General features: G+C 41.5%; 11 protein-coding genes. 7 read left to right on the top strand and 4 right to left on the bottom strand.

Going from position 1 to position 12,600, the window contains the following annotated elements:
• Positions 1–31: 31 nt before the first annotated feature.
• Positions 32–778 (bottom strand): HAD family hydrolase, encoded by a 747-nt coding sequence (locus AC2TF6_RS25565; RefSeq protein ID WP_491309057.1) that lies wholly within the window; start codon positions 776–778, stop codon positions 32–34.
• 204 nt (positions 779–982) lie between these two features.
• Between AC2TF6_RS25565 and cls the strand changes: the two genes are divergently transcribed.
• On the top strand, positions 983–2,413 hold the full coding sequence (gene cls, locus AC2TF6_RS25560; RefSeq protein ID WP_491309056.1) for a cardiolipin synthase: 1,431 nt from the start codon (positions 983–985) through the stop codon (positions 2,411–2,413).
• Between the two features lie 79 nt (positions 2,414–2,492).
• Here cls and AC2TF6_RS25555 read toward each other — a convergent pair whose 3' ends face one another.
• Together AC2TF6_RS25555 and ligD are read right to left on the bottom strand one after the other, a co-directional pair.
• Positions 2,493–2,894 carry a hypothetical protein gene (locus AC2TF6_RS25555; RefSeq protein WP_491309055.1) on the bottom strand — a complete coding sequence of 134 codons (402 nt, stop codon included), beginning with the start codon at positions 2,892–2,894 and terminating at the stop codon, positions 2,493–2,495.
• A 208-nt stretch (positions 2,895–3,102) separates the two neighbouring features.
• Positions 3,103–3,996, bottom strand: a complete 894-nt coding sequence (gene ligD / locus AC2TF6_RS25550; RefSeq protein ID WP_491309054.1) for a non-homologous end-joining DNA ligase — start codon at positions 3,994–3,996, stop codon at positions 3,103–3,105.
• A 183-nt stretch (positions 3,997–4,179) separates the two neighbouring features.
• Between ligD and AC2TF6_RS25545 the strand changes: the two genes are divergently transcribed.
• The 6 genes from AC2TF6_RS25545 to AC2TF6_RS25520 all read left to right on the top strand — a co-directional run bounded on the left by AC2TF6_RS25545 (position 4,180) and on the right by AC2TF6_RS25520 (position 11,895).
• Entirely contained in the window at positions 4,180–4,734 is a 555-nt protein-coding gene (locus tag AC2TF6_RS25545) for an ATP-dependent DNA ligase (RefSeq protein ID WP_491309053.1), read from the top strand.
• A gap of 237 nt (positions 4,735–4,971) precedes the next feature.
• The gene (locus tag AC2TF6_RS25540) at positions 4,972–6,186 is read left to right on the top strand and encodes a site-specific integrase (RefSeq protein ID WP_491309052.1); all 1,215 of its coding nucleotides are present in this window, start codon (positions 4,972–4,974) and stop codon (positions 6,184–6,186) included.
• Positions 6,187–6,191: 5 nt separating this feature from the next.
• Complete coding sequence (locus AC2TF6_RS25535) at positions 6,192–7,838, top strand: helix-turn-helix domain-containing protein (protein ID WP_491309051.1); 1,647 nt, start codon at positions 6,192–6,194, stop codon at positions 7,836–7,838.
• Positions 7,835–9,598 carry a hypothetical protein gene (locus AC2TF6_RS25530; protein ID WP_491309050.1) on the top strand — a complete coding sequence of 588 codons (1,764 nt, stop codon included), beginning with the start codon at positions 7,835–7,837 and terminating at the stop codon, positions 9,596–9,598. The genes AC2TF6_RS25535 and AC2TF6_RS25530 overlap by 4 nt, the downstream gene beginning before the upstream one ends.
• 94 nt (positions 9,599–9,692) lie before the next feature.
• Positions 9,693–11,258 carry a site-specific integrase gene (locus AC2TF6_RS25525; RefSeq protein ID WP_491309049.1) on the top strand — a complete coding sequence of 522 codons (1,566 nt, stop codon included), beginning with the start codon at positions 9,693–9,695 and terminating at the stop codon, positions 11,256–11,258.
• A complete protein-coding gene (locus tag AC2TF6_RS25520) occupies positions 11,248–11,895 on the top strand; it encodes a hypothetical protein (RefSeq protein ID WP_491309048.1) in 648 nt (215 codons plus the stop codon). The genes AC2TF6_RS25525 and AC2TF6_RS25520 overlap by 11 nt, the downstream gene beginning before the upstream one ends.
• A gap of 331 nt (positions 11,896–12,226) precedes the next feature.
• On the opposite strand, the gene AC2TF6_RS25515 is transcribed toward AC2TF6_RS25520, so the two are convergent.
• Positions 12,227–12,595 carry a hypothetical protein gene (locus tag AC2TF6_RS25515; protein ID WP_491309047.1) on the bottom strand — a complete coding sequence of 123 codons (369 nt, stop codon included), beginning with the start codon at positions 12,593–12,595 and terminating at the stop codon, positions 12,227–12,229.
• Positions 12,596–12,600: the final 5 nt, after the last annotated feature.

The following is a 12,600-nucleotide window of genomic DNA, read 5'->3' as shown; positions in this document are numbered from 1 at the left end:
TGGTCAGGCTGCTTTGCGGGCGTTTGCTTTTTTACAGGCTAACGGCCTGTTTGCCGCTGTAGTCGGATATAACCTTCGGAACTTCCGTCAGGGAAGGCAGCGTGAAGAAGGCGCCTTTCGGCGTAGCGGTAATATCGACGATGTTGTATTTCCACTCCAACTGAGCCGGAATGTGGATCGCATTGATTCCCGCCTCGATGGCCGGGAGGACGTCGGTCCGTACAGAGTTGCCGATCATCCAGGTGCGGGCGCGCTCGAACTGTTGGGTATGGATAAGAGTTTCCATAAATTCGCGGGTTTTGTGCAGCGCGACGAAAATCCGTTCGCCGAAGTAGCGGTGAAGCCCGGCTTCCTGGATTTTACGCATCTGGATCGTTGCGTCGCCGCCCGTGTACAGGTACAGCTCATGCCCCTGGTCCGTCAGGGACTGAAGAGTCGTGTCCATCATCGGATACGGTTCAATCGAATGTTTGTAGACGCTGTTGCCGAGCTGATAAAGCCACTTTTCCTCTTCTTTCTGAGGAGTTCTGTTATAAAAATCGGAATAAAAATGATACGTTTCGATAAACGACTGCGGAAAACGCTCCGCTTTGAAACCGTGGATTTCCACACCCGCCAAATCTATTTCAAGCTGTTTGTGTTTAATGTCTTCATCCGTAAGACGGTGACCCGCGAACCAGGTCAGCATCGTATCCACGAACTGCTGAATCACGACATTAAAATATTTGTTGCAGTGAATGAGGGTGTCGTCCAGATCGAACAAAATGGTTTGTCTCATGTGCTTTCTCTCCTGGTCTCTGTAGATAGGTTTAACGATTATTATACCATGTCCGGTGTAGATAACCCAGCTTTACAAGACAACGTGATCGGCTTATGTTTATAGGATCCGAATAGTGGATTAAAAGTACGTAAAACCTAAAGATACGGCAATCCCGGCCGGCAAGGGCCGGCCATGGAGTAGAGAAGGGGGGAGAACCGGCCGATGCTGTGGCTTGTCATTGCGCTGCTGTTATTTATTTTTCAAATCGTCACGATCGTTGTGGTGGAATTCCGGAACCCGAACAAGACGGTCGCCTGGCTTATGATATTGTTTATCCTGCCGGTTATCGGATTTATTATGTATTATTTTCTGGCCAAAGAATACTCGCAGCGGCGCCACGTGAAGCGTAAAAACCGGCGGGTGCTCGGTGAAATGCAGCGGGAAATGCGCCGCGAGCTGGAGAACACGAAAAAAGGCCGGGATTATCCCGTCCCCAGCATTGTCAAAGAACCGCGTCTGTTCGGGCTGCTGAGCAACATCCCCAGCTCGCCGATCACCCGTAACAACGAGGTGGAAGTGCTGACCAACGCCGAGGCGGCTTACGAGGCTATGTTCGAGGCGATGGAGAATGCGAAGCACCATATTCATTTTGAGTTTTATATCGTTCGGCACGACGATACCGGTAAAAAGTTCCAGGAACTGCTTATTCGGAAAGCGCGCGAAGGCGTTAAAGTCCGCGTCATTTATGACGGAATCGGCAGTTACAAGCTTGCCTCTTCTTACATACGCGAATTGATCGAAGCCGGGATAGATACCTACTGTTTTCTTCCGGCATTTATCGCTTTTTTCGATAAGCGGATGAACTACCGCAATCACCGCAAAATTATTGTGGTCGACGGGACGGTCGGTTTCGTAGGCGGCATCAACATAGGAGACGAATACCTCGGGAAGCATCCGGTCCTCGGGTTTTGGAGGGATACCCACCTGAAGCTGGTAGGGGATTCCGTGTACTATTTGCAGAGTACGTTCCTGTCCGATTGGGAATTCGTATGCCGGCAGAAGCTGGTGGACACGAACTTTTTTCCCGAGCACGCGTGTGAGGGCCACAAACCCGTTCAAATCGTGGCGAGCGGACCCGACGCCCATTGGGACTCGATTTTAGAATCCTATTTCGGCGGCATTACGACGGCAAAGAAGCGGATCTATATCACGACCCCGTACTTTATCCCCGACGCGAGTCTGATCATGGGGCTCAAAACGGCAGCCATAAGCGGCGTCGATGTGAAAATCATTTTTCCGCAAATTCCCGATTCGTGGATCGTCCATTACGCTTCGCTGTCCTATATTCATGAACTCATGCAGACGGGGGTGAGGTTCTATCAGTACCAGCCCGGATTCGTGCATGCGAAGGTGACCATCATTGACGATTTGTTCGCTACCGTGGGGACGGCCAATATGGACATGCGCAGCTTCTACAGCAACTTCGAGCTGAACGCCATCCTGTACGACAAAGAATCGATCGAGCGGCTGGAGCATGATTTCCTGGAGGATCTGAAAAACAGCAAGCGGATCATCCTGTCGGAGTTCGAAAAACGCTCCCGCTTCCAGCGCGGCAAAGAAGTGCTGGGAAGACTGCTGTCGCCTTTGTTTTAAGAGGCAAGGCAAATGTAAAAAAGCCCTGTTTCGCTTGAAAAAGTGAAGCGGGGCTTTTTGGTGAATAGATCCGGAAGCATCACGATGAGAGCTTTGCGGATCGTTTGAAAAACAGAATCAGGAGCAGGTTGGGAGTCAGGCCCGCAAAAGCGATCAGATCCAAGAAAATCAGGGGAAGGGGAATTGGTGTCATTTCCATTAGAACAAGAATCGCAGCCCCCGCAATATAAATCAGAGTGGCAAAATAGAAATAAGCTTTAGACCGAATCGCCTTCATCCGTTCATCCGGGTTTTTAAGGAATGGAGATAAATAAATGTCGCCTGACATGTTCATTAGAATGCATACAACGAAGATTAGGGTGGGCCAAAAGGTAGGCTGACCGGCATCCAGCAGCGGAACGATTTTAAATAAAATGAACAGTAGAAACAGCAAACCGAGCAGCATGAACGTTCTGCCCCTCCATACCCCTTTATAGTTCATGGCAGCCATCGCCTCCATATAAAATTTTATAAATCAATAAACCGTCCTATTCGATATCCATAATTGTCATTTAATGTATGTTATTATTTTACCTCATATATGCAGTCATTGGAAAATAAATTAATTTTAGAATTTTACAGAATCCATGCTAAAAAGATCTCCCACTGAAAAGTGAAAGATCTTACTGGGGGCCAAGCGGCCCGCCATGCTACTCCAGATGAGACAAAACAGCATCGAGGTTCTGAGGAGGCACCTTCTCGATCAGATCGCCCATCTTTTTGATCCGCTCCACGATGACGTGCAGCGTAAAGTCCCTCGGATCACAGCGCTGCTCGACTTCTTTCCAAAGCAGCGGAGTGGAGACGGTGCCGTGGATTTTGGCCCTCGGCGTGTAGGGAGCGGAAAGCGTTTTGCCGTACCAGTGCTGCAGGTAGTCGAAGTAAATCAGATCGCCGCGGTTCTTTTTCAGGCGCTCAATCGTAAACAGCTTCGGATATTTTTTAACGACGAAGGAGCCGATAAAATAGCCGATTTTACGAAGCTGCTCGAAGGTGTACCCGTGCTGGATGGGCACGTAAATTTGTACGCCGGTCGCTCCGGACGTTTTGGGCACGGACTGGATATGAAGGGAATCGAGCACCTCTCCGATCAGGTGAGCCGCTTCCATAATCCGCGGTTCGACTTCCAGGCTGGGGTCGATATCAATGAGCCACTCGGCCGGCAGTGTCTCCCCGATGCGGTGGAACGAGGGATGAAATTCCAGGCAGGCCAGGTTGCCGAGCCAGATCAGCGTCGGAAGCGAATCCAGATTGACATACCGGATGCCGTCCAGCGGAGCGAGATTCACGAAATCCGGAACGGGCTCCGGGGTATTTTTCTGGTAAAACGATTTGTCGTGAATGCCGTGGGGGAAACGGATCGTCGTCAAATGCCGGTCCCGGCAGTAGCGCAGCAAATAGGGGGACAGCTCAATCAGCTTTTGGAGGAAATCAAGTTTCGTAATTCCCGCCTCAGGCCAGAGAGGCTTCTCGGGGTTGGTAATGGTCAGTTCCTGCCCTTCGACCATGATCGTGCCTTGCGTTTTTTTGTACCCTGCGGGCATCCTGTGCACTCCTTCCGGACGTACAAGCATTTATCCCCATTGTGGACGAAAAAGAGGCGGGCTATTCTTTGCGGCAGCGGCGTCTTTCCGGAGGAGGCCAAAGAACAAGGCCCTAAGCGGGATTCCGCGTGGAGCTTTTGGCAATAATGGAACATAAAAAGTACCGGAAGCGAGGCACCTTACATGAATCTACCACCGGTTGTTCCATTCGAGCCGGTTTCCACGGATCGGGCGCCTTCGGGCGAGGAATGGATTGCCCAGTTCAAATGGGACGGGGTCCGCGTGCTAACCTACTATGACGGAACGGGCGTGCAGCTGTTTAACCGGAAGCTCAACGAAAGAACGCTCCAGTACCCGGAATATCAGGCCGTCACGGATTATTGCCAAGCGAGGAACGTCATCCTGGACGGGGAAATCATCGCGCTGGAAAACGGGAAGCCTTCCTTTCATCAAGTCATGAAAAGGGACGGCCTGCGAAGCGGCAAATCCCTGGCGGGCTCGGTGCAGAAAGTTCCGGTCGTCTACATGCTGTTTGACATTTTGTATTGTAACGACGAATGGGTCATCGACAAGCCGCTTTCGGAAAGGCAGGCGCTTCTCGAAGAGCTGATCATCCCGGATGACCGGGTCCAAATCGTCCAGAGCTTTACGCAGACGGAAGAACTGTTCGGCATTGCCCAGGCGCACGGTCTGGAAGGAGTCGTGTACAGTATCTATATAATTTTGTTATATAAATAAAATGTACATAATTAATCCAAGAGAATGCCTATGGAACAAGGCACTCTCTTATTTTTTTATCATTCTATATGTACACCTGTTCACTCTACTCTTTATGTCAAAAGTCGGGAACTTCATATTGGAACTTGCCTATAATTGTGCATAAATATATGGTTTGATGTTAATATATGGTATATAATTTAAGGTAATGTCGAAGATGAAGAACATAAAAAAGGGGGGGATGTTATCGCTGAGCTCATGCTATTTAAGAAGGAGATTAGATATCGATTTCGTGCTGATTCAATTTGGATTGAGTGGGATCGTAACAATAAAAAACAACTTGCTATGATTTGTGTCTCTGATTTCAAGCACAACACGGATATGGTTCATCCATTGACAGATTTTATTAATAAAAACTGGAGATATAATTCGTATAACACTCAACGAAAACATGCTATTAATGTAGTTGCTTTCTTAAATTATCTATTAGAGGAAAACCGAGACACTGAATTTAAATCACTCACAGATCTTAAAATCATTCATGGTGATAGTTACTTAAATGAATTAAGCAAGCGAGGAAACACCAGAACAAGCATTAAAAGTGTGGACCGTACTCTTAATACTTTCTACCGTTATTTAAGCAAGAATAGTTGCCTTCCCCATGTCTCCCCGAATGCATTTGAATCATATCAGAATCAATTCGGTGAGGAAGTTCATATCTCTTTATTCAAGAATGTAATCTTACCATCAACAGCAAGTTCTCCTTTAGAGCACACCTTTCCTTCACGCTACATCCCGTTGTTATTTGAAACAGCCATTGTAGTAGCTAAACCCATTGTTCTTGGCTTATACTTCCAAATATTTGGAGGACTACGGGTTGGTGAAGTGGTCAATATCACAAGATTAGGTGTGAGATATCGATTAGATGGGGAGGTTGTTTTATTGAACATTCGAGAGAGGCAATTGCGAACGGATATTAAAGATTCTGATGGAGCTAACTTTGTTAAAAAGGAACGGAAGCAACAAGTGTTCATCTATAAAGAGTGGTTCGATAGTATTTATAACGATCACCTTGAGTTATTCAAGAGCACAGATGGTTCAGGTGCCCTATTCGTTAATCGTGATGGAAAAGCGATGTCAGCAAAAAGTTACAGACAATACTTTAATAAATTGAAAAAACAATTTATCAGATTACTACAGCAAAGTCCCAATATTCAAGACAAACTCCTGGCACATCATTTGAACATATCAAAGTGGTCGACTCACATCGGTAGAGGAATATTTAGTAATCTTCTTGCTGAGATTGCACAAAATCCATATGACATCTCTGTGCCTAGAGGTGACAGTTCAATACTCTCTGCACTTTCATACCTAAAAAAGACTTCTCGGTTCAGACTAAAGCTTGAAGAGCGAATGAACCATATGCACGGTAACTATATTCCGCGCCTTATAGAACAAAGACAGGAGGATTAAATATTATGCAGTCCACGACAGAAATGTTAACAATATCACAGGCATCGAAGTTTCTTGGATTAACAGCCAACACTTTAACATATTTGATTAATCAAAAAAAATTGTCTGGAATCAAAAGAGGACCTGGGATCAGACGTAGTATCTTAATTAGTAAAAACGCTTTAATTCGGTTTAGGGATAATAATAAGGTTTTATTGGATTATTATCATTTAGGTGCTCCCGAGGGGTACTTATCTCTTAGAATGATTGCCACAAGGTTTAATATCAAAATTTCACTTGCAGGTCTTTGGATAAAACAAGGCAGATTCAAAGATGTAGAAAAAATAACCGGGTTACCCTGTGGTAATCTTACCATTGTTCCCCTTCACTCCATAATCGAATATGAGAACATCGTAAAACAACTTAAGGATTCCTATTTAGAGGTAGAAGAAGCCCAGAAAATGTTAGGAATAACGAAAAGTTTGATTTTTCGCTGGTTGAGGCAGAAGAAGATTCAGAAGGTTATAACATGGTATGGTGTGCGTTACATATCCTTAGATGAACTTAATTGGCTACAGAACGAATTAGAACGAGAAAGAGAGATGATTCCATTATCAGAGGCGGTAAAAATGCTAGAAATACCATATGAGATAGTTTCGGATATTTCATCAAAGTACCGAATCCCATCAATGATCGGAAAAGTGCATCTGTTATCAAAATCAGATTTTGAAAAGATGAAAATAGAACATGCTGACCTAATTACTTACCATAAATCAGGTATTCCAAAAGATTTTTTTAATACAAAAATGCTAGCAGAACGATTTAAAGTACCGCAAATGGAAATTGCTCGCTGGATTAGACAGGAGCGATTCAGGGGGGTACAAAAAATCGGGGCTTTAACCACTACTTCTAGCTTTTTTATCATCCCTGAAAGTTCTGTATATGAATATGAGAATTTCGTTAACAACTTAAATGAAAACTTCATTAATTGCGAAGAAGCAATGAAGGAACTGAACATTTCTAGTTCTACGATGCACAACTGGATCTCTCAGAGCAAAATTCCGGGATCGATTCTCTGGCTTAAAAAATGGTATATCCAAAAATCAAGCATTAAAACAATCGTTGCGGAAATGGATAGGCAAAAAAACTCAATAAATATATCTCAGGCTTGTCATGAATTTCAGATTTCTAGAAACCAAGTAACAACATTAATCAATAATGGTGAAGTACCGTTCACAACAATGAAAGGAAATATAAAACTCATTAACCGTGATGATTTGTCTGCTGCTTTAGAAAGAAAAAATAAGAAAACAAACCATTGCACATCAAAAACGATTAAGAATCCAAAAAAGAAACCTCCTCGCATACCTGAAGGATTTCTATCCATTCATAATTTCAGTAGATTAGTAAACGCAAGTAGCAACACGATCAAACAATTAATACAACATGGTGAAATTAAAGATCTAAAACGACATACAGTGGATGGGCATGACTATATCATAATTCCGGAATTTGCAGCAGAAGAATATTTTAAGAAAAACGATTCTATTGAGAAGGTTTATACAACAGCACAAGCAGCAGAGTTTCTAAAAAAAAACATTATAATACCGTGGCTGGACTCGTTAAAAAAGGGTATTTCCCAAATGTATTCATTGAGAATAGGCAATATTTGATTCCACAATCAGATTTGGAAGAGTACTTACGGCTACAGGGTTTAAACATAGTACCGAAAAGAAGAACAGCCACGATACAAAACAAAGAAGAGATTGTTGAAAATCTGTCTAAACATAAATTAATGTCTGAAATATTGAAAAAAATAGATCTTTTTCCTACTCCGGATTATCTTTCACAGACTAAAAAAATATATAAAAGTTACGCTGAGTTGCGCATTGCATCGGTAGGCGGCAGGCCAAAAAACATCAAAGTTGAGTGTAGTAAACTTTTTATGGTGTATGATTTGATTATTTCTAAATTACCTAAAGAGTGTCTTGATCTATCCGAAGAAGAGATCAGACACATATTACAAGATGATTCACTACCCATCTCGCATAGAGCTTTCGTAAACCGGTTTTTCCACTATTCTTTTCAGAGCATAGGTATAAAAAGAAAAAAAATGTTTGTTATCACTCCAAAAGGGAAGAATTCCGAGGACAAAGATATTTACGAACCAGAAATTTATCTCGAATATATTCATTATGTCAAAAAGGTCCCACTCCATACCCAAGAAGCCATTAAGAGCAAGTACTACTCAAATATGTGGCTGTTTACGATCATGCATTTAATGGATGCCTGGCGTCCCTCAGATATTGTTAACGAGCTCCCCGCTTTAGACTTAGATGAATTAGGAATTTATCATTTGGGGTGGTTTATTTCCAACGAGTTGGGTGTTGAGCAAGCTCAGCAAATATTAAACCAAGTATATGTTAAGACCAGACATTCTTCTGCCTCCAAAACAAAAGCACTTCTCACATTCCTTGTTCCTCTAGACATGACATTAGCAGCAGGAACAGCCTTTCTCATCAGTGAGTTGCATAGACGCGAAAATCAAGATTCTTTTTTGATGCAAAGCTTACTAACCAATGCACTAAATGCAAAGAAGCCAACACACAAGCATCTCGCCTTTTTTAAGTTTAATGAGAAGCTTAAAAACTTCCAAAGCATAACCATGATTCGTTCTACCATGACCTATTTATTTAACAGCATTATTGACAGTGCCCCAGATCCAGAATTGGCGCTATCATACACAATGTCCCTGCGTTCACATCAAAGGCCGGATTCCACTGCAGCTTATGTCCAATCAACAAACCGGGATGGTTCAATAAACCATGTATCCGTCAATTTGTTAAATCGTGGGCACTTTGGTTGGCTATTTAACTTTATGGTTAGACAGATCCTAACCACTCAAGAACTTCACCCCACCTTAGAAGAAAGAACAATGCTAATCTCAAGTATCCGTCAAGATCTTACTCCTATTCAATTAGAGAATTGGGCAGCCTTTATAAGAAAAAACAATGAAAGTAGAGATACTTTAACAACAAAATTGCTGTCTCTTTCTCACAGTGAACTGATTGATATATTCAGAAAAATAATACGAGGTGAATGCACGTCCAAAGATGCTCAAGGTCAATGCTTCACTTTCCCTAGCTGCCACAAAACACATTTACAGTCTTGTTTTTATTGTGAAAATTTCATCCCTCAACTATATCTATTATTCCAACTGAAGCATGAGATCATTCGCCTGTATCAGTCAATAAAGAAAACTGATCATCTCACAGTTATCCTTCGTGATTCAAACTTCCTGAAAAAGCTACTAACGATTTTAAACGAAGCAGTTTCATTTTATGGAGAATCGTATGTAAATAGTTTTATTGACCTTCATGAAGTTCGCAATAATGTATTTGAAATTAAAGATCGTCTATTTGTAGAAAAATAAAGAAAGGAGAATTAATCTGTTAATCCGTAGGAGACTGGGAGATTTAACTCAAACAAATACATTAAGTGCAATTGAAAATGTGTTTTTTCAAAGTATGTCTAAGCATGATTTTGAAGAGCACTACGAATACCTAAAGGAACATAAGATTATTAACGCAGCATCATTTGAAGATAGTGTATGGTTTTTTCCTGACCCTCACAAAGACAGAGATGTTACTTTCCACTTTAATTTAGAGGTATTTAAAGAACTAAACCTTGCATTAAAAGGTTATGTTCTGCTTAAGAGAGCAAGTGGCAGGGCAGTTTCTTCTTGTCATAACATGCTTCAAGCTTTGAAATATTCGGCTTTGGCTTCGAACGGGTTCAAACATATCGCAAATTTGGAGACTTACTTACTTCAACAAACTCCGTTGGTTGCATATGGAAATGCATCAATCATCAAGAATTTCTTTTTATTTTATAATCACAACAAGGCTTCAGAAATTAACAATGTCTGCGACTCGATCCCTAAGCCTAATAGAAGAAACCGGGATCTGCCTGATTATAGAGATATTCTAATATTTGATGAACATATCATAGATTTCTTCAGTTATACTTCTTATGGAGAAGAACATGTTCGTTTCTTCCCAGTTTATATATGGTGGAAACTAACCAATGTTATACCAATGCGTGTCATCGAATTTCTAACATTGCGGAAGAATTGTATTGAACAGAGGAATGATGGAACGTACTGGATTAACATTCCTCGTGAAAAGAAACAAGCGGATTCACCCTTTAAAGTTGATGTGACAGATACACTAGAGATTAACTACGAGATGTATTCAATAATTAATAAATACATCGATACTCTCGAAAGCTTAAACATTCATTCAGAATACCTGATTCCGTTTGATGCATATGTCAGATATTTGATTAGACCGTATCAAACTATACAACAACGCAAGGGTAAGCAAAATCGATTAATTGATAAGTATCTTCAGCGTCTTATTGATGATTTTTACGATGAAATCCTACATGATGAGCCAGTAGATAGGGTCACCTGTGGCGATACACGACATTTTGCCATCATGAATTTGTTCTTACAAGGTTTCAATATGCTATCCATCGCTCGCATGGCTGGTCACGATACTCTTGGGGTACAGCAAAACTACTACTCCCATATCGACCATTACATTCAGTCTCAGGTTTATTTAATGGCTCAGGAAAAATCGAAGGTAACATTCAAAAAAAACATCGGCGATCCCTTACTGGGCAAAACAAGGGAGTTAATTGATAGAGGGAAAATCTACGAATATGAAGATTTAATCAGCTTCCGTTCGACGACTTATGGCTTCTGTAGTTATCAAGAAATTGATTTCCCCGAAGGTTGTGCTGAAGATTGCAGAGTTTGCCCTAACTATATTTTCAAACCGCCAGTAAATGAAATCGAAATGGGAATTCGCTGGCTCAAAGATTACTCTGACCTATTAACTCAGAAAGTTAGAGAAACAACAGAATTCATGCTGACGATCAGCAAGCATATGTACTATGACTTGAAGAACTTATCCCATCAAAAAACAGGGCAAGAACAATTAAATGCTGCGTCTCAAAGATTGGTGCAAATGATGGACCATCTTTCAGTCGTTAATTCTACATTATTGGAGAATCACTATGAAAAATAATAAAGGAAGACCTAAGGCTGTTGAAGATCAAAAGCTAAAAGAAATGGCACTTCAAATTAAAACTAAATATAAGGGGCAGAAATTATCGTTTCTCATGTTAGAAAAAGAAACAGGGATTAGCCGGAATACCTGGAAGAGGAGAATTGCTGATTATATTCAAGAATTGAATGCACCCATCATGCAATCAACCGAACAAGCAGATATGGACATTTACTTCCCGGATATCGAGGAGCTTTTCAGCAACAAAAATAACAGTAAAGAGAAGATTGTACAGGAACTACACGCTATCATAGAAACATTGCGTAGTTTCTACTTAGAAAACAAGGAATTGAAAAGAAATGCTAAAGACATAAGTAAGCTAGAGACAACGGTTCAAAAACAAAAGTTCCAATTAGATAAGTTAAAACATCAAGTTCTTCATTATGAAAATTTGTACAAGACCTTGGTTGTATCGAGTGCTTTCCCACACTTGAGAGAAGAGAAAGCCATACAAAGCAATCTTCTTGATTTCAACAAAGAAATATATATAAATACAAATGTTGAGCAACAACATTTGAAAAAAGCATTTTCAGACCCTCGAAGCGAAGCTCAGAAAGAAGATAAACTCAAGGAAATGTTCCCTAACCTTTTCACATAAGAGGGTGTTTCTCGCCAGGTTTTGATTTTGCCCATTTTAAGGTGCTAGCAATCCCTTGTTGAGTCATTGGAAGTAAGGGGTTGGTGTCTAGGTTGCGATGTATTAGCGGCTGTATAGCCCTCCTAGAACGCAACCCTGGATAAAACACTGTTCTTGTTATTAGCTTGGGACCAGAACTTGGTTTCTTAGAACAAAAAAGTCGCTATTATAGCGACTTTGGATGGAACAATGTCCTTGTCTTGCGACAGCAAGGTGCTCTCGCTTCTTTGAATAAATTATGTGATTTTTAAAAGCTAAGCAATTTCTCCATCCATACAGAAAGCATACGTTGCTAATTTTTGGGTTTCTCTACCGTTAACCATCGACGGGTCCCACCATAGTAACCATAGTATTTTTCTCTAAATTGGTTCATAGCTGCTCTAAATTGACCAAGAATTAGAACAGCATCACTGTTCTGCGGCAGTGACTCGTCGTCCAGTATATCTAAATATTCAGTGCTTGGGTCGGCACTTAATATTTCTTTAATATCAGACAGTAATCGGTTTAACACTTTTACCTTTAATGGATTTAAAACACCATCTTGCTTCTTCTTCGAAAATTCACGCATTTCCAATAATGCAGAATCTAACATCGGAGACAGCATATCATACTTAGCAGCAATTGCTTCAGTAGGCAAGTCTGTATTTCTTGCTTTTGACATAGTCA

Source organism: Paenibacillus sp. JNUCC 35 (assembly GCF_058269095.1).
Note: the sequence above shows the minus strand (reverse complement) of the source record. Positions and strands in the feature narration are given on the sequence as shown.